Genomic DNA, 19,251 nt, shown 5'->3' with positions numbered 1-19,251 from the left:
CACGACCGGGCGGAGCTGAGCGATGCTCGACGCCATCATCCGCTTCTCGCTGCGCTTTCGCGGCATCGTCTATGCGCTGGCGGTGCTCCTCGTCGGCTACGGGGTGTATACCCTGAGCCGCGCGCGGCTGGACGTGTTTCCCGAGTTCGCGCCGCCGATGACGATGGTGCACACCGAGGCGCCGGGGCTGTCGAGCGAACAGGTGGAGACCCTGGTCACCCAGCCCATCGAAAACGCCCTGGGCGGCATCACCGGGCTGCGCTCCATGCGTTCCCATTCGCTGCAGGGGCTGTCGATGGTCACCCTGGTGTTCGGCGACGACGCCGACGTGTGGCAGGTGCGCCAGCGCGTGTCCGAACGCCTGGGCGCGGTGCGCACCACGCTGCCCGCCGGCACCGGCCCGCCGCGCGTGCTGCCGCTGACGACCGCCACCAACGTGGCCCGCATCATCGGCCTCACCAACGCCTCGGGGCGCGTCGCCGACGTACGCGAATTCGCCGAATGGACGCTCCGGCCGCAGCTGCTCAACGTGCCCGGCGTGGCCGACGCGATCGTCTTCGGCGGCTCGCCGCGGCAACTGCAGATCCAGGTCGATCCGGCCCGCCTCACCCGCCACGGCCTGGCCATGGCGGAGGTGGTGGCCGCCGCGCGCCAGGCCACCGGCGTGCGCGGCGCCGGCTTCATCGAGAACGCCAACCAGCGCATCACCCTGCAGGCCGAGACGCCCGCGACCACGCCGGCCACGGTGGGGGCCACGGTACTGCGCTGGCATGACGGTGCGGCGGTGCGCCTGCGCGACGTGGCGCGGGTGACCTACGCCAGCGCGCCGGCGGTGGGGGCGGCGTCCATCAACGGCGACCCGGGCATCATGATGGTGATCGAGAGCCAGTACGGCAGCAACACGCTGGAGGTGACCCGCGACATCGAGGCCCGGCTCGAGGCCCTGGCACCGGCCTTCGCGCAGCAGGGCGTGACGCTGTATTCGGACGTGTTCAACCCGGCCGGCTTCATCCATTCGTCGCTGGAGCACCTGCGCCTCGCGCTGCTGGTGGGCGCGGTGCTGGTGGTGGCGGTGCTGTTCCTGTTCCTGCTCAACGTGCGCTCCGCGCTCATTTCGGCGGTGGCGATCCCGATCTCGCTGCTCGCCGCGGTGATCGCCCTGAGCGCGTTCGGCGTCACCCTCAACACCATGACCCTGGGCGGCCTGGCCATCGCCCTCGGCGAGGTGGTGGACGACGCCATCATCGATGTCGAGAACATCCACCGGCGCCTGCTGCAGAACCGCGCCCTGGCCGAGCCGCGCTCCGCCTTCGCGGTGGTGCTGACGGCCTCGCTGGAGGTGCGCAGCGCGGTGGTGTTCGCCACCTTCATCGTGATCCTCATCTTCCTGCCGGTGCTGGGCCTGAGCGGCGTGGCCGGGCGCCTGTTCGCGCCGCTGGGCATCGCCTACATCCTCGCCGTGCTCGCCTCCCTGGCGGTGGCGCTCACGCTGACCCCGGCCATGGCCCTGGCCTTGCTGGCCAAGGAAACCGCGGCGCGCGACGAACCGGCCTTCCCGCGCTGGCTCAAGCGCCACTACCGCGCGGTGCTGGCCCGCCTCGAACGCGCGCCGCGGACGGTCATGACCGCCTCCGTGCTGCTCACGCTCGCGGCCCTGGCGACGCTGCCCTTCCTCAGCGGCAGCTACATCCCGCAACTGCACGAAGGCCACTACATCGCCCATGTCGGCGTGGCCCCCGGCACCTCGCTGGCGGAGTCCATGCGCGTCGGCCGGCAGATCTCCACCGCGCTGCTGGCCGTGCCCGGGGTGCGGCTGGTCGGCCAGCGGGCCGGGCGCGCCGACGAGATGGTCGACCCGGTGGGCGTGCAACTGAGCGAAATCGAGGTGGAACTCGAGCCCATGGACGGCGAGGGCCAGGAGCGCACGCTGCAGGGCATCCGCCGCGCGCTGGCGGACTTTCCCGGCGTCACCGCCTCGGTCAACACCTTTCTCGTCGAGCGCATCGACGAGACCATCTCCGGCGCGCCGGCGCCGGTCGTGATCCAGGTGTTCGGCGACAATCTGGACATCATCGACGCCAAGGCGCAGGAAATCGCCCAGGTGGTCGCGGCCATCGACGGCGCCGCCGGCGTGCGGGTCGACTCGCAACCGGGCATGCCGGCGCTGTCGATCCGCCTCGATCCGGCCGCCCTGAACCGCTGGGGCTTCGCCCCCGGGCAGGTGCTCGACGCCATCCACGACGCCTACCAGGGCGCCACCGTCGGCCAGATCCACGACGGCAACCGCAGCCGCGACGTGGTGGTCGTCCTTGCCCCCGAGGACCGCGAACGCGTCGCCCAGCTCGCCGAGCTGCCCCTGCGCAGCCCGGACGGGCTGATGGTGCCGCTCGCCCGCCTGGCCACCGTGCGCCAGGTGGCCGGCCGCTACCAGATCAGCCACGACGGGGGCCGGCGCATGCAGATGGTGTCGGTCGTCCTCGGCGACCGACCGGTGAGCGACTTCGTGCGCGACGCCCGCGAGCGGGTCGCACGCGAAGTGAAGATGCCGCCGGGCACCTACGCCATCTTCTCCGGCGAAAACGAAGCGCGCGGCCGCGCCCAGCGCGACCTGCTGCTGCACGGCGCCATGGCCGGCGTCGGCATCGCCATGCTGCTGTTCCTCGCCCTGCAAAGCCGCCGCGGCGTCGCCCTGGTGATGGCCAACCTGCCCTTCGCCCTCGTCGGCGGCGTGGTCAGCGTAGCCGGCGCCGGCGGTGACCTGTCACTCGGCGCCATGGTCGGCTTCGTCACCCTGTTCGGCATCTCCCTGCGCAACTCGATCATGCTCGTGAGCCACTTCGAGCACCTGGTATACGTCGAAAAGCTGCCCTGGGGGCTGGACACCGCCGTGCGCGGCGCCTCCGAGCGCCTGATCCCCATCCTCATGACCGCCCTCGTCACCGGCCTCGCCCTGCTCCCGCTGGCGCTCACCAGCGGCGCCCCGGGCAACGAGATCGAAGGCCCCATGGCCATCGTCATCCTCGGCGGCCTGTTCAGCTCCACCGCCCTGAATCTGCTCGTGCTGCCGACGATGGCGCTGCGGTTCGGTCGGTTCGGGTAGGGGCTGCGGCACGGCTGAGGCAACCCACAGCAGCGCCGTTTCACGTGGAATCGCCGACCCATGCCACTCAGGCGGCTTTGATACCATCCAAGACATCTCGCGCCCGTCACGATCCCCCATGGCACACCACTGGTCCGAAGCCGAAGTCCGAGCCGCCGTCGAAGACTACTTCGACATGCTGCGTCTCGAACTGACAGGCCAGCGCTACAACAAGACGCGGCATCGCCATGCGCTGATGGCGCAGTTGAACCACCGCTCCGACGGGTCGGTCGAGCTGAAACATCAGAACATCAGCGCCGTGCTGATCGAAATGGGCATCCCCTACATCGACGGCTACAAACCCCGCACCAACTACCAGCGAACGCTGCTACCCGGCGTGGTGACGGACTACCTGACACGGCACCCCGACCTGCAAACCCTGTTCGCCAGCGACTCGCAAACCACACCACAAACGCCGACTGTTCACGATTTCCTCGCCGCGATGGAAGCGCCTCCCACACCGGAAGCGCGCCACACGCCGGGCGTTGCCGAGCCCCCCGCCATTTACAACCCGGCCGGCGTCAATTACCTCGAACTCGAAGCCCGAAACCAATCACTGGGCGAAGCGGGCGAACAATTCGTCCTCAACTTCGAACGCGCCCGCCTCATCCACGCCGGCAAGGACGCCCTCACCGAGCGCATCGAACAGGTCTCCACCACTGTGGGCCCATCGGCCGGCTTCGACATCCGCTCCTTCGAAACTAGCGGCGCGGATCGCTTCATCGAAGTGAAGACCACCAAATACGGCAAGAACACGCCGTTCTTCATCTCCCCGAACGAACTGCGGTTCTCGCGTGACAACGCGACGCGCTACTTCCTGTACCGGATCTTCAGGTTCCGCGTGGCGCCACGAGTGTTTGCATTGCAGGGGCACTTGAGGGAATCGTGCGTGCTTGCGCCGTCGGAATTTGTCGCGAGGCCGGTTTAGGAGGACTACGGTGGTGCTGGTGCGAACTAGGCGTACACGCGCTGGTGCCATGTTGGCGTTTACGTCATCACCCTAAAAGGACTTTTTGATCCCTTTTGACATCGCGCATCGTCACGTTGAGTGGATTGCATTGCCGCGCGTTGGTGAAGGTAGGCATGTCACCGTGAAGCGGCGGCTGGTCGGCCTAAGCGGCCGGTCGGTCTTCCGTGAGTGAACGGCTGCTTCGGAATTCACGTCCCAAGTTCTCGGCGCCCCCACTGACGCGACCCTTGCGGCACAGACCGATTGCGTTTAAATGTCCCACCAAAGGGTCCTGAGTATTGCGCTGGGGCGGACGTAAATCACGCTCTTGTAGTTGGCACTATCTAAGGTTATCGTCCGTTATCAATTTCTGACTAACTTTCTCCCCTACCGTGAGGCCATGGACGCACTCGATAAATGGCTGACCATTGACGAGTTGGCCAGCTACATCAAGCTGAGCCGCACCAAGCTCTACGGCATGGCTCAGCGCGGCGAGATCCCCGCCTCCAAGATAGGCAGCCAGTGGCGATTCGACCGTGAGGCGATCGATCGCTGGATGAAGGCGCATACCAACGCAAGCAGCGGCTCCGACAAGAAAGACCTAACAAAATGAACGGCGAAACCCACAGCCAACTGGCCAACTTCATCTGGTCCATCTGCAACCTGCTGCGCGGCCCCTACAAGCGCAACGAGTACCGCAAGGTCATCCTTCCGCTGACTGTACTGCGTCGCTTCGAGTGTCTGTTGGCGCCGACGCGCCACGCCGCGTTTGAAGCGTTTCAATCGCTCAAGACCAAGCCCGAGCGTGTCCAGCAGGCACGGTTGCAGCAGATCACCGGCCACCGGTTCTACAACCTGTCGCGAATGCAGCTCACCCTGCCGGGTGAGAAGATTCATTCATTGCTGGACGACCCCAACAACCTCGCACCGAACCTGAACAGCTACATCAACGGCTTCTCCCCCAACGTTCGCGCCATCATGGAAAAGTTCAAGTTCAGCGAGCAGATCGCACACATGGGGGAGAAGAACATCCTGTTCGAGGTGGTCAAGGCCTTTGCCAAAATCGATCTTTCCCCCCAACGGGTGGATCAGATACAGATGGGCTATGTGTTCGAGGAACTCATCCGCATCGGGGCGGAACAGTCGAACGAAGAGGCCGGGGAGCACTTCACGCCGCGCGAGGTCATCATGCTGATGGTCAACCTGTTGCTGGCGCCCGAACAGGATCTTGCCAAGAGCCACGTGGTCAAGACCATCTACGATCCGGCCTGCGGCACCGGCGGCATGCTCTCGGTCGCCGAGGAATACATCCGTCATCTCAACAGTGAGGCAAAACCCAAGCTCTTCGGTCAGGACTGGAACGACGAGGCCTGGGCGGTGTGCAAATCGGACATGCTCATCAAAGGGGAGGATGCCGACAACATCATTCTCGGCGACACCTTCACTCGCGACGGCTTCGACCGTGATCCCGACGGCAACAAGTGGACCTTCGACTACATGCTGGCTAACCCCCCCTTCGGCGTGGAGTGGAAGCAGCAGCAGAAATACATCAACCAGGAGGCAGACACCCTGGGCTACGCCGGACGCTTCGGCGCCGGCACGCCGCGTATCAACGATGGGGCATTGCTGTTCCTGCAGCACATGATCTCGAAGATGCGCCCGGTCGATAAGGACGGCAGCCGCATCGCCATCGTCTTCAACGGCTCGCCGCTCTTCACCGGCGACGCCGGCAGCGGCGAGAGCGAGATTCGCCGCTGGATCATCGAAAACGACTGGCTGGAGGCGATCGTCGCCCTGCCCGAACAGCTCTTCTACAACACCGGCATCGCCACCTACGTCTGGGTCATCACCAACCGCAAGGCCCGGGCGCGCAAGGGCAGGGTTCAGTTGATCGACGCCCGCAACTTCTGGGTGCCGATGGAAAAGTCGCTCGGCAACAAGCGCCGCCGCATCGGCGACCCGCAGGACAAGGCCAGAGACCCGGACCATATCGCCGAAATCACCCGCATCTACGAGAGCTTCCAGGACGGCGAAACGCGCAGCTTCAGCCTCGACGGCAAGGAGAAGGAGCTGATCGTCAGTAAGGTGTTCGACAACGACGACTTCGGCTACCACAAGATCACCGTCGAACGCCCGCTGCGCCTCAACTTCCAGGCGACGGCCGAGCGCATTGCCCGCCTGGAGGAACAAACCGCCTTCAAGAACATCGCCTCCAGCAACAAGAAGAACGAGACCATCCGCCAGCAGGAAATCGCGGCCGGCCGCGCGCGCCAGCAGGAGATCCGCGATCTGCTTGCCGCCTTTGCCGAACGGCACGGCGAAGCCCTGTTCAAGGACCGCAAACAGTTCCTGCTCGCCTTGCGCGACATCGACCGCGCCCACGGGGTGAAACTCTCCGCGCCCGAACTGAAGGCGGTGCTCGCCGCCATGAGCGAGCGAGATGAAACGGCCGAAATCTGCCGCGACAAGAAGGGCGAGCCAGAACCGGACACCGACCTGCGCGACACCGAAACCGTACCGCTCAAGGAGAGCATCGAAGCGTACTTCCAGCGCGAAGTGCTGCCCCACGTGCCCGACGCCTGGATCGACCACAGCAAGACCAAGGTCGGCTACGAAATCCCCATGAACCGCCACTTCTACCGCTATGAACCACCGCGCGAGCTGGCCGAGATCGAGGCCGAAATCAAAGGGCTGGAAGGCGAAATCCTCGACCTGCTCAGGGAGGTCACTGCGTGAGCATCGACCGGCCGGAGAGCGATCTTCTCGGCATCCTGACCGAGCTGCGCAAACTGCCCAGCGAGACCGAGTGGGTGGAGTTCAAGCACAACAACGCCGATCCGGACGAGATCGGTGAATACCTGTCCGCCCTCGCCAATGCCGCCGCCTTGACCGGCAAGGTCCACGCCTGGCTCGTCTGGGGCGTGGACAATGACTCCCATGCAATTATCGATACCACGTTCAACCCGGCAGCCGCCCGCGTCGGCAACGAAGAACTGGAAAGCTGGCTGCTGCGTCTGCTCTCGCCCAAGATCAACTTCCGCTTCTACGCCCTTCAGGCAGAGAACAAACCGGTGGTTCTGTTGGAAATCGGTGCTGCCTTCCGCCACCCGGTGCAGTTCAAGGGCACGGAGTACATCCGCATCGGTTCCTACAAGAAGAAGCTGAAGGACTTCCCGGAAAAGGAGCGCGAGCTGTGGCGGGTGTTCGACCGCATCCCCTTCGAGAAGGAGATCGCCGCCGAAAACGTTACCGCCGAGGAGGTACTGCGACTACTCGAGTATCCGGCCTATTTCGACCTGCTCTCCCTGCCGCTGCCCGAAGGCCGGGACGGCATCCTCGCCGCCCTGGCAGCCGACGACATGATCGCCCCCGGCAAGGGCGGCAAGTGGAACATCACCAACCTGGGCGCCGTGCTGTTCGCCAAACGTCTCGCCAATTTCCGCACCCTCACTCGCAAGGCGGTGCGGGTGGTGCTCTACAAGGGTGAGAGCCGGGTGGAAACCGTGCGCGAGCAGGAGGGCGGCAAGGGCTATGGCGCTGGTTTCGAGGGGCTGATCGGATTTGTCACCAATCTGCTGCCCAGCAACGAAGTGATCGGCCAGGCCCTGCGCAAGCAGGTGCCCATGTTCCCGGAACTGGCCATCCGCGAGCTGGTGGCCAACGCCATCATCCACCAGGATTTCCACCTCACCGGCACCGGCCCCATGGTGGAGATCTTTTCCGATCGCATGGAGATCACCAACCCCGGCCTGCCGCTGGTGCAGACCGATCGCTTTCTCGACAGCCCGCCCCGCTCCCGCAACGAGGCACTGGCCTCCTTCATGCGCCGCGTCGGCGTCTGCGAGGAGCGCGGCAGCGGCGTGGACAAGGTGGTTTTCCAGACCGAGTTCTACCAGCTTCCCGCGCCGCTGTTCGAAACCAGCGACGACCACACCCGCGCCGTCCTCTTCGCCCACCGCGAATTCAAGGAGATGGACAAGGGCGACCGTATCCGCGCCTGCTACCTGCACGCCTGCCTGCGCTACGTGCAGCGGGACTATATGACCAACACCACCCTGCGGGAGCGCTTCGGCATCGACGAGAAGAACAGCTCCATGGTCTCCCGCATCATCAAGGATGCCATCGAGGCCGGCCTGATCCGCTGCCATGACGAGACGGTCGGCAGTCGGGCCAGGAAGTACCTGCCGAGGTGGGCGTGATGGAGAACCGGCCATTGCTTGACCGTTGTTTGACTGGAGGGCCGGTTTTCGGGTCGCCCTCCCTCCATTCCTTTGCATTTCAACGCGTTGCGGCCAGCGTGTTGCTTGACCGTTGCTTGACTGGAAACCGCCGCCAAGGTGGATGCGGGGGCTTGAGCCATACGAGTGCAGCACGGTGCAACTCGCAAGGGAGGGGCGTATGAGATTCCCCGCCTATCCCGAGTACAGAGATAGCGGCGTCCAGTGGTTGGGGCGTGTGCCGGGGCATTGGGAGGTGAAGCGGCTGAAATTCTCGGCCACGATTAACGATGACGCCTTGCCGGAAACAACTGACCCGGATTTCGAGTTCTCCTATGTCGATATCGGCAGTGTGAGTCCGGGAGAAGGCATCACAAGCACCGAACCAATGATTTTCGAGAATGCTCCTTCAAGGGCACGACGCAAGGTCGCGCCTGGAGATTCCATTGTTTCCACCGTCAGGACCTACCTTCGAGCCATAGCCCCAATTCCAGAGATTTTCGACCCCCTTGTTGTGTCAACAGGGTTTGCGGTAATTCGCCCGAGGAAAGTGAGTTCAGCTTTTCTCGCATATGCGCTACGCGAGTCCTATTTCGTCGAAAGCATTGTCGCTCGTTCGACAGGCGTCAGTTACCCCGCGGTGAACGCATCGGAGATCGGCGACATAGCGATTCCGTTGCCTTCTGAAGATGAACAAACCACCATCGCCGATTTCCTCGACCGGGAGACGGGGCGGATCGATACGCTGGTGGCGAAGAAGCGGCGGCTGATAGCGCTGCTCAAGGAGAAGCGCTCCGCGCTCATCTCCCGCACCGTTACCCGTGGTCTGCCAGAAGACGCCGCCCGCGAATTCGGCCTCGAACCGCACACCCGGTTCAAGGATTCCGGAATTGAATGGCTGGGCGAGGTGCCTGAGATGTGGGAGGTGTGGAAAATCTCGCACGGTTTTCGAAGCACCGGCAGCGGCACCACTCCACCATCTGATAATGACGCTTGGTTCGACGGTGACATTCCCTGGATAACAACCTCTGAGCTCAGAGAGTCAATTATTTTTGATACCAAAAAAAAAATTTCCGAAGACGCGGTAGCGACATTTAGCGCACTCAAACTTTTCCCAGAAGGATCCCTTGCCATTGCAATGTACGGGGCGACTATTGGCCGCCTTGGCATACTAGGGCTGCGAGCTGCAACGAATCAGGCATGCTGTGTCCTGTATGGCGAGCGCGCCTTAAGTGTTCGCTTCATGTTTTTCTGGTTTCAGGCATTCCGCGAACAAATCATTTTGTTGGCGTCGGGTGGCGGGCAGCCAAATATCAGTCAGGAAAAGATCCGGTCAATTAGAGTTGCATGTCCCCATCCCATTGAACAAACCGCCATCGTCTCCTACCTCGACCGCGAAACCGCCAAGATCGACCGGCTGGTGAAAAAGATCGAGGCGGCCATTGCCCGTTTGCAGGAATACCGCACTGCCCTGATCACGGCCGCCGTGACCGGCAAGATCGACGTTCGGGAGGCGGTGGCATGAACGAGTTCACCGTCGAGAGCTTCGAGGAATACCTGACCAAGGTCCGCGACAGCCTGGGTGTCGTGGAGAAGAACGGCAAGCGGGTGCGCCGGTATTTCCGCGGCCAGAGCAAACGGGCCTTCGAAGGGTACGACCTTAAGCCTTCCATCGGCCGCTATGACCATCTGAGCGGCCTGCCGCCCGCCGAGCGCGACAGGCTGGAAAACGAGGTGCTGGAAACCTTCGGCAACCATCTCCTCACCTATGTAAACCACCTGCCGCGCAACGACTGGGAGGCGCTGGCCATTGCCCAGCACCACGGCCTGCCCACCCGTTTCATGGACTGGACCACCAACCCGCTGGTGGCGCTCTACTTCGCCTGCCGCGAGTCCAAAAAGGACAAGGATGGGAACCCGCTGGACAGCGCTGTTTACGTGCTGATCAGCGAACCGCCGCGTTACAGCGAGTTGCGCCGACAGCAGAAGAACGGTGGCGCCAAAGTGGCGGAATCTGAGACCGCCATCGCAGTAGCCGGCGATGAAGATGGCTACGACAACTACGAGTTGGATGAGGAGGGCGAGCCGCCCGTGGTCGTGGACGACGAGCTGGAGACAGCGACCATTGCCAGACCTCGCTCCCAGTCAGAAACAGCCAAGGAGGGTGATCCATCTCCCTTCGAAATCAGCGCCAACGTCATCTACGACCCGCCGCATGTCTCGCCGCGGATCCGCGCCCAGGATGGCGTGTTGCTCGCCTGCCATCAGCCGATGCTGCCTCTTGAGGAGAAAGACGTGCTGGAAATCGTGATCAGCCATGCGGCCCATGACGATATTCGCCGTCGGCTGGACCAGTACGGCGTCTTCGACAAACAGTTGTTCCCCGATCTCGACGGCATTGCCAAGTGGCTCAAGTATCGGGTGTTCGAGATCAACGGAATGACCTGACGGGAACCGGCATGACCCAGACCACCGAAAAGGCCTTCGAATCCTACGTGGCGCAGATGCTGCTGGCCAAGGGCTGGCAGCAAGGCGTCGTCAGTGGCTGGGACAAGGAACTGGCGCTCTTCCCGCAGGCGATCACTGATTTCATCGCCGAAACCCAGCCGCAGTTGTGGGAGGCGATGCGCGGTCAGCATGGGACACAGCTTGAGCCGATGCTGCTGGCGACGCTGGTGAAGGAGCTTGCCATCAAGGGCTCGCTGCATGTGCTGCGCCACGGCTTCAAGTTCTACGGCAAGACCTTTCGGCTGGCCTACTTCAAGCCCGCCCATGGCCTCAACCAAGAGGTGTTGGCGCAATACCAAGCCAACCGCCTGACCGTGACCCGGCAGGTACCCTGCCACCCGGGCGACCATTCGACGGTGGATCTGGTGTTCGCCGTCAATGGCCTGCCGGTGGCAACCTGCGAGCTGAAGAATCCCTGGACCGGGCAGAGCTGGCGCAACGCGGTGCGGCAGTACAAGGAGGACCGCAACCCGCGTGCGCCGTTGTTCGAGTTCAAGCAGCGGGCGCTGGTGCACTTTGCCGCCGATCCGGACGAAGTTCACATGACCACCCGGCTCGCCGGCGGCAAGACCTTCTTCCTGCCCTTCAATCGCGGCAGCCACCCCGGCGAGGTGCTGTGCGGCGCGGGCAATCCGCAGCACGCCTCCGGCTACCGCAGCGGCTATTTCTGGGAAGAAGTGCTGGAGCGGGAAAGCTTTCTCGACATCCTCGGCCACTTCGTCTTCGTCGAGAAGAAGGAAGAGAAGCTTGACGACGGCAAGGGCTGCATGCGCCTGGTGACCCGGGAGACGATGATCTTCCCCCGCTATCACCAGCTCGATGCCACCCGCAGGCTGATCGCTGCCGCCCGCGACGAGGGGCCGGGGCAGAACTACCTCATCCAGCATTCGGCGGGCAGCGGCAAGACCAACTCCATCTCCTGGCTGTCGCATCGACTCGCCAGCCTGCACGACGAGAGCGAGCACAAGGTCTTCGACTGCGTGATCGTGATCACCGACCGGCAGGTGCTCGACCGCCAGTTGCAAGACGCCATCTACCAGATCGAGCACACCCAGGGGGTAGTCAGGGCGATCGACCAGGATTCGAAGCAACTGGCCGAAGCGCTGATAGACGGCACCAGGATCGTGGTCACCACGCTGCAGAAGTTTCCCTTCGTGCTGAGGGGGCTGCTCCACGCTGCAGGCGCTGAAAATGCTGACGAGCCGGACGAGGCGACCGAGAAGCAGGCAAAGGCCTGGGAAGCGCAGATCGGCAAGCGTCGCTACGCGGTGATCGTCGATGAAGCGCATTCATCCCAGACCGGCGAGACGGCGCGGGAGTTGAAGGCGATTCTCGGCACTGGCGCTGCCAACGGGGCAGGAGACGAAGCCGATCAGGAAGCCGACTGGGAGGACGGCCTTGCTTCTGTGATGGCCTCGCGTGGCCGTCAGCCGAACCTGAGTTTCTTCGCCTATACCGCCACGCCCAAGGGCAAGACGCTGGAACTGTTCGGCCGCACCGGCCCCAGCGGCAAACCGGAGCCGTTTCACCTCTACAGCATGCGCCAGGCCATTGAGGAAGGGTTCATCCTGGACGTGCTGCAGAACTACACGACCTACAAGACCTACTTCAAGCTGGTCAAGGCAGTGGAGGACGACCCCAATCTGCCGAAGAAGAAAGCAGCGCGGGCGCTCGCCAAGTTCCTGGTGATGCACCCGACCAACATCGGCCAGAAGATTGAGGTGATCGTCGAGCATTTCCGCAGCCATGTGCGCACTCACCTGGGCGGGCGTGCGAAGGCGATGGTGGTGACCAGTTCGCGCCTGCAGGCGGTGAAGTACATGGAGGCCTTCCAACGCTATATCGTGGAGAAGGGCTACGGCGACGTCCGCCCACTCGTGGCCTTCAGCGGTACGGTACGCGACCCGGAGTCCGGCCAGGAATACACGGAACCGGGCATGAACATCGATGTGGTCAGCGGCAAGCCGATCAGCGAAAAACAGTTGCCGGAGCGGTTCGCTTCACCGGACTACCAGGTGCTGCTGGTGGCCAACAAGTACCAGACCGGCTTCGACCAGCCGCTGTTGATGGCCATGTACGTGGACAAGCGGCTGGACGGCGTGCAGGCGGTGCAGACCTTGTCGCGCCTTAATCGCATGGTGCCAGGCAAGGAGACGCCTTTCGTGCTCGACTTTGTCAACGAGGCCGAGGACATCTACCGAGCCTTCAAACCCTACTACGACGCCACCAGCCTGCAGGAAGGTTCCGACCCCGCCCAGCTCGAACAGCTCAAGCACGAGCTCGACACCTTTCAGGTCTACCACTGGAGCGAAGTGGAGGCCTTTGCCCATATCTTTTACCGGACACCGGGAAAACAGAATCCGGCCGACCACGCCCATTTGCAGCGCCATCTGCAACCAGCAGTGGATCGCTTCAAGGCGATGGAGGACGAGGAACAGCGCGGCGAATTCCGCGACAAGCTGAGCGGCTATGTGAAGGTATACAGCTTTCTCAGCCAGATCATTCCCTATGGCGACGCGGACCTGGAAATGCTCTACAGCTATGGCCGCTTCTTGCTGCCGCTCCTGCCGTTGGAGCGCGATACCAGCACCGTCACGTTGGGCGACGAGGTCGGCCTGCAGTACTACCGTCTTCAGCGGGTCTATTCGGGCGCCATCGAGCTGCGCGAAGGTGAAGCTGAGTACGGGGTCAAGAGCCCAACGGATATCGGCAGCGGCAGGGCCAGGGAGGACAAAGCCCCGCTGTCGGAGATCATCGAAGTGCTGAATGAGCGCTTCGGAACCAATTTTTCCGAGGAAGACCGGCTGTTCTTCGAGCAGATCAGAGAGAAGGCGACCAATAGCCCAGAGGTGGTTCGCCTCCGGCAAGCCAACCCCTTCGACAAGTTCCAGTTGGGCCTGCGCCAGATGCTGGAAGACCTGATGATTCAGCGGATGAGCGAGAACGACAAGATCGTTTCGCGCTACATGGATGACAAGGCGTTCGAAGATGCCGCGTTTGCGGTGCTGTCCAAGGTCATATACGAGACGATCCCCGCTGAAGACGTGGTGGATTCAGTTCGCGATGACTAACGAATCGAGCTCGCTCGACAGCTGTCATTCGAACGCGGGCTCTTGAAAGGCTGCTTTGGCCGATTTCTCACCAGCAACAGATTCAGAAATGCAAAACAGCTCCCAAGGGAGCTGTTTTGCATTTCTTCTCATCATCTGTGACAAAAACATCTCACCTATTTGGCACAAATCTCATCTTTTGTGTCACCCGACAACCTCACACATCAATATTCCGCGCATACAGCGCGTTGCTCTCGATGAACGCCCTGCGCGGCTCCACCTGGTCGCCCATCAGCGTGGTGAAGATTTCGTCGGCGGCGATGGCGTCTTCGATCTGCACCTTGAGCAGGCGGCGGACGGTGGGGTCCATGGTGGTTTCCCAGAGCTGGCCGGGGTTCATTTCGCCCAGGCCCTTGTAGCGCTGTTTGCCCATGTTGCGCTCCACGTCGGCGAGCAGCCAGCGGATGGCGGGGCCGAAGCCCTTGATGGCCTGTTCCTTTTCGCCGCGGCGGATGACGGCGCCTTCGGTGACGAGGCCGGCGATGGCTTCGGCGGCGCTGCGGATGGTGGCGTAGTCGCCGGAGACGAGGAAGTCTTCCTCGATGGTGCAGGTCTTGCGGTTGCCGTGGTGCATGCGCTCGACGACGAGGCGCCAGGCTTCGCCTTCTTCGTCGAATTCGGCGTGCACGGTCATGTCGTCGCCCAGGTGCGGTTGCAGGGCCTGGGCGCTGGCGCGGGCGGCGTCTTCGGATTCGAGGCTGAGGGCGACGTTGCGTTCGAGCAGGGCGTAGAGCACGGGCGGCTCGATGTAGCCGGCCAGACGCTGGATGACGGCTTCGGCGAGCAGGTAGTTGCGCGCCAGTTCGCCCAGGGCGGAGCCGCTGATGGGCTCGGCGTTTTCGGCGGGGCGCAGTTCGGCACCGTCGAGGGCGAGCTTGAGCAGGTGGGCGTTGAGCTCGGCGTCGTCCTTCACGTACATCTCGCTCTTGCCGTGCTTGATCTTGTACAGCGGCGGCTGGGCGATGTAGATGTGGCCGCGTTCGACCAGCTCGGGCATCTGGCGATAGAAGAGGGTGAGCAGCAGGGTGCGGATGTGGGCGCCGTCCACGTCGGCATCGGTCATGATGATGATGCGGTGGTAGCGCAGTTTGTCGGGGTTGAACTCTTCCTTGCCGATGCCGGTGCCCAGGGCGGTGATGAGGGTGGCGATCTGCTCGGAGGAGATGAGCTTGTCGAAACGCGCCTTCTCGACGTTGAGCACCTTGCCGCGCAGCGGCAGGATGGCCTGGAACTTACGGTCGCGGCCCTGCTTGGCGGAGCCGCCGGCGGAGTCCCCCTCGACGATGTAGATCTCGCACTTGGACGGGTCCTTCTCCTGGCAGTCGGCGAGCTTGCCGGGCATGCCGACGCCGTCGAGGATGCCCTTGCGGCGGGTCATTTCGCGGGCCTTGCGGGCGGCGTCACGGGCGCGGGCGGCCTCGACGATCTTGCTGCAGATGGTCTTGGCGTCGATGGGGTTTTCGAGCAGGTAGTCGGCCAGCTTGCTGGCGACCACTTCTTCCACCGCGGGGCGCGCCTCGCTGGAGACCAGCTTCATCTTGGTCTGGCTGGCGAACTTGGGGTCGGGCATCTTGACCGAGAGCACGCAGGCGAGGCCTTCGCGCATGTCGTCGCCGGTGATGTTCACCTTGGCCTTCTTGGCGATCTCGTTCTCTTCGATGTACTTGTTGATGACGCGGGTCATGGCCGCGCGCAGGCCGGTGAGGTGGGTGCCGCCGTCGGCCTGGGGGATGTTGTTGGTGAAGCACAGCACCTGTTCCTGGTAGCTGTCGTTCCACTGCATGGCCACTTCCACGCTCACTTCGATGTCGTGGTCGGTGCCGTTGGAGGTCTTGGCCGTGCCTTCGGAGTAGAACACGTTGGGGTGCAGCACGGTCTTGGCGCGGTTGATGTAGTCCACGAAGCCACGCACGCCGCCGGCGAAGGCGAAGTCCTCTTCCTTGCTGGTGCGCTGGTCCACGAGGCGGATGCGCACGCCGTTGTTGAGGAAGGAGAGCTCGCGCAGGCGCTTGGCGAGGATCTCGTAGTGGAACTCGACGGTGCCGAAGATTTCTTCGTCGGCCAGGAAGTGCAGCTCGGTGCCGGTCTTGGCGCTCTCGCCGATGACCTTCATGGGCGAGACCTCGACGCCGTCCACCACCTGGATCTCGCGGTCCACGGCCTTGCCGCGGTTGAATTCGAGGAAGTGCTTCTGGCCGTCGCGGCGGATAGTGAGGCGCAGCCACTTGGACAGCGCGTTCACGCACGAGACGCCGACGCCGTGCAGGCCGCCGGAGACCTTGTAGCTGTTCTGGTTGAACTTGCCACCGGCGTGCAGCACGCACATCACGATTTCGGCCGCCGAGCGCCGGGGCTCGTGCTTGTCGTCCATCTTGATGCCGGTGGGGATGCCGCGGCCGTTGTCGGTCACCGAGATGGAGTTGTCGGTGTGGATGGTGACGAGGATGTCGTCGCAGTACCCGGCCAGCGCCTCGTCGATGGCGTTATCCACCACCTCGAACACCATGTGGTGCAGGCCGGTGCCATCGGAGGTGTCGCCGATGTACATGCCGGGGCGCTTGCGCACCGCCTCGAGGCCTTCGAGTTGCTGGATGGACGATTCGTCGTAGCCGCCTTGCGGCGTCGGGTTCTGCGATTCGGACATTGAGTTCTCTTTTCAAACCGGGCGCCCGCTGGCGCCCGCGATCCATCAGGAGTGGCGGCGCTCAGATGCGCATCGGCATGACGACATACTTGAAGCTGTCGTTGCCGGGCAGGCTGATGAGCGCGCTGGAGTTGCCGTCGTTGAGGCGCACCACCACCTCGTCCGCCGAGACGTTGTTGAGCACGTCGAGCAGGTAGGTGACGTTGAAGCCGATGTCCAGGCCCTCGCCGTGGTAGTCGATCTCGAGCTCTTCCTGGGCCTCTTCCTGTTCGGCGTTGGAGCTGATGATCTTGAGGCTGCCGTCTTCGAGCACCACGCGCACGCCGCGGAACTTCTCGTTGGTGAGAATGGCCGCGCGCGACAGGGCGGCATGCAGCGGCTGACGCGCCAGGTGCAGTTCCTTGGGATGGTTCTTGGGGATGACGCGCTCGTAGTCGGGGAACTTGCCGTCGATGAGCTTGGAGATGAGCTCGATGGGGCCGAAGCGGAACACGATCTGGTTGCCGGCGATGATGACCTCCAGCGGCTCTTCGGAGTCGGTGAGCTGGCGCGCCAGTTCGAGCACGGTCTTGCGCGGCAGGATGACTTCGGTGCGCTCGAAGTTGCCCGCGATGCCGCTCTCGGCGTAGGCCAGGCGGTGGCCGTCGGTGGCGACCATGCGCAGGGTGTTGCCCTCGACCATGGTGAGCAGGCCGTTGAGGTAGTAGCGGATATCCTGCTGGGCCATGGCGTACTGCACCAGGGCGAGCTGCTTCTTGAAGGCGCCCTGGGGCACGCTGAAGCGCACGCCTTCGCCCTCTTCCACGGAGAGGCGCGGGTAGTCGGCCGCCGGCAGGGTCTGCAGGGCGAAGCGCGAGCGGCCGGCCTTGACGGTCATGCGCGCGTCGTCGAGGGTGAGGGCGACGTCGTTGTCGCCGGGCAGCGCACGCAGGATGTCCTGCAGCTTGCGCGCACCCACGGTGATGCTGGTGTCTTCACCGCCCGGCCCCACCTCGGCCGTGGTGCGGATCTGGATCTCGATGTCGGTGGCCAGCAGGGTGAGCTGGCTGCCGTGCTTTTCGATCAGCACGTTGGACAGGATCGGCAGCGTGTGGCGCTTTTCCACAATGCCGGACACCGACTGGAGCGGTCCGAGCAGGGCATCGCGGGTGGTGGTCAGCAGTTGCATTGTTTTTCGGTCTCCGTGGATCGGGTACGTTCGCGTTTGTCGATGATATCGGGATACGCGCTCAGCCGCGCAGGACCTGGGTGAGCACGTGCAGATCGTGATTGAGCTGGGCGTCGTTGCGGCGCAGATCGGCAATGGTGCGGCAGGCGTGCAGCACCGTGGTGTGGTCGCGCCCGCCGAAGGCCTCGCCGATGGCCGGCAGGCTCATGGGGGTGATGTCCTTGGCCAGGAACATGGCGACCTGGCGCGGCCGGGCGATGACCCGGGTGCGCTTCTTGGAGTGCATGTCGGCGACCTTGATCTTGTAGTAGTCGGCCACCGTCTTCTGGATGTGCTCGATGGACAGCTGCCGGTTGTGGGCGTGCAGCAGGTCCTTGAGCGCCTCCTTGGCCACGTCCAGGGTGATGTCGCGGTTGTGGAAGCGGGCGAAGGCGACCACCTTGGTGAGCGCGCCCTCGAGCTCGCGCACGTTGGCGCGCAGGTTCTTGGCGATGAGGAAGGCCACGTCGTCGCACAGGGGCACGCCGTGGCTCTCGGCCTTCTTTTTCAGGATCGCCACCCGCATCTCGAGCTCGGGCGGCTCGATCTGCACCGTGAGGCCCCAGTCGAAGCGGGAGATGAGCCGGTCTTCCAGGCCCTGGATGTCCTTGGGGTAGGTGTCGCAGGTGATGATGATCTGCTTCTTGGCCTCGGTGAGGGCGTTGAAGGCGTGGAAGAACTCTTCCTGGGTCCGGTTCTTGTTGTTGAAGAACTGGATGTCGTCGATCATCAGCACGTCGAGCGAGCGGTAGTAGCGCTTGAAGACGTCGAAGCTCTTCTGCTGGTAGGCACGCACCACGTCGGCGTAGTAGTCCTCGGCGTGCACGTAACGGATGATCGCCTTCGGATTGCGCCGGTGCACCTCGTTGCCCAGGGCGTGGATCAGGTGGGTCTTGCCCAGGCCCACGCCGCCATAGACGAACAGCGGGTTGTAGGACACGCCCGGGTTGTCGGCCACCTGCATGGCCGCGGCACGGGCCAGGTCGTTGGCGCGGCCGGTGACCAGGGTCTCGAAGGTGAAGTCCGGGTTCAGGCGGCTCTTCTCGTAGCTCGAACCGTTGTTGCGCGCCGGCGCCACCGCCTTGGGCGCCCTGGATTCGCGTGCCGGCGCGGCGGGCGCTGCGGCTGGTGCGACGGCCGGCGTCGGCGTCGCTACCGGGGCTGCCACGGCCGGCTGTGCGGCACTCGGCGCCGGACGCACCGGGCGCGCGGCGGCGGCCTCGCCACTGCCCGGCAGGCTCAGCGCCAGATCGACCGGCGCGCCGTAGAACTCCTGCCCCAGCTCGCCGATGCGACGCACGTAGCGCTCGCGCACCCACTGGAGGACGAAACGGTTGGGCGCGACGATGCGCACGGCGGGCGTCTCGGCGTCATTGACGTCCTCGGCGCGCAGTGCCTTGATCCAGGTGGAAAACTGCTGCGGAGGCAGCTCGCCCTGGAGTCGGACCAGACAGAAATTCCAGAAATCTTGCGTCAC

General features: G+C 63.8%; 11 protein-coding genes. 8 read left to right on the top strand and 3 right to left on the bottom strand.

Features of this window, described 5'->3' with window-relative positions; genetic code table 11:
- The first annotated feature begins 22 nt into the window (after window positions 1-22).
- From G3580_RS00055 to G3580_RS00020, 8 genes are all read left to right on the top strand, one after another.
- Window positions 23-3,100, top strand: coding sequence for an efflux RND transporter permease subunit (locus G3580_RS00055; RefSeq protein ID WP_173763319.1), 3,078 nt, complete (start codon window positions 23-25; stop codon window positions 3,098-3,100).
- 118 nt (window positions 3,101-3,218) lie between these two features.
- The gene (locus G3580_RS00050) at window positions 3,219-4,067 is read left to right on the top strand and encodes a DUF3883 domain-containing protein (RefSeq protein ID WP_173763318.1); all 849 of its coding nucleotides are present in this window, start codon (window positions 3,219-3,221) and stop codon (window positions 4,065-4,067) included.
- A 421-nt stretch (window positions 4,068-4,488) separates the two neighbouring features.
- Window positions 4,489-4,701: a helix-turn-helix domain-containing protein gene (locus tag G3580_RS00045; RefSeq protein WP_173763317.1), complete on the top strand. Its 213-nt coding sequence runs from the start codon at window positions 4,489-4,491 to the stop codon at window positions 4,699-4,701.
- Window positions 4,698-6,824 carry a type I restriction-modification system subunit M gene (locus G3580_RS00040; protein ID WP_173763316.1) on the top strand — a complete coding sequence of 709 codons (2,127 nt, stop codon included), beginning with the start codon at window positions 4,698-4,700 and terminating at the stop codon, window positions 6,822-6,824. Before G3580_RS00045 ends, G3580_RS00040 begins: the two co-directional genes overlap by 4 nt.
- Complete coding sequence (locus G3580_RS00035) at window positions 6,821-8,287, top strand: ATP-binding protein (protein WP_173763315.1); 1,467 nt, start codon at window positions 6,821-6,823, stop codon at window positions 8,285-8,287. The genes G3580_RS00040 and G3580_RS00035 overlap by 4 nt, the downstream gene beginning before the upstream one ends.
- A 199-nt stretch (window positions 8,288-8,486) precedes the next feature.
- Window positions 8,487-9,830, top strand: a complete 1,344-nt coding sequence (locus G3580_RS00030; protein ID WP_173763314.1) for a restriction endonuclease subunit S — start codon at window positions 8,487-8,489, stop codon at window positions 9,828-9,830.
- A complete protein-coding gene (locus G3580_RS00025) occupies window positions 9,827-10,753 on the top strand; it encodes an FRG domain-containing protein (RefSeq protein WP_173763313.1) in 927 nt (308 codons plus the stop codon). The genes G3580_RS00030 and G3580_RS00025 overlap by 4 nt, the downstream gene beginning before the upstream one ends.
- A gap of 11 nt (window positions 10,754-10,764) precedes the next feature.
- Window positions 10,765-13,884, top strand: coding sequence for a type I restriction endonuclease subunit R (locus G3580_RS00020; RefSeq protein WP_173763312.1), 3,120 nt, complete (start codon window positions 10,765-10,767; stop codon window positions 13,882-13,884).
- Window positions 13,885-14,080: 196 nt separating this feature from the next.
- On the opposite strand, the gene gyrB is transcribed toward G3580_RS00020, so the two are convergent.
- From gyrB to dnaA, 3 genes are all read right to left on the bottom strand, one after another.
- Window positions 14,081-16,567 (bottom strand): DNA topoisomerase (ATP-hydrolyzing) subunit B, encoded by a 2,487-nt coding sequence (gene gyrB, locus G3580_RS00015; RefSeq protein WP_173763311.1) that lies wholly within the window; start codon window positions 16,565-16,567, stop codon window positions 14,081-14,083.
- Window positions 16,568-16,628: 61 nt separating this feature from the next.
- Window positions 16,629-17,735, bottom strand: a complete 1,107-nt coding sequence (gene dnaN, locus G3580_RS00010; protein WP_173763310.1) for a DNA polymerase III subunit beta — start codon at window positions 17,733-17,735, stop codon at window positions 16,629-16,631.
- 61 nt (window positions 17,736-17,796) lie between these two features.
- Window positions 17,797-19,251, bottom strand: a complete 1,455-nt coding sequence (gene dnaA / locus G3580_RS00005) for a chromosomal replication initiator protein DnaA (RefSeq protein ID WP_173763309.1) — start codon at window positions 19,249-19,251, stop codon at window positions 17,797-17,799.

This window comes from Nitrogeniibacter mangrovi, assembly GCF_010983895.1.
GTDB lineage: Bacteria > Pseudomonadota > Gammaproteobacteria > Burkholderiales > Rhodocyclaceae > Nitrogeniibacter > Nitrogeniibacter mangrovi.
This window is presented reverse-complemented; position numbering and strand designations above follow the sequence as displayed.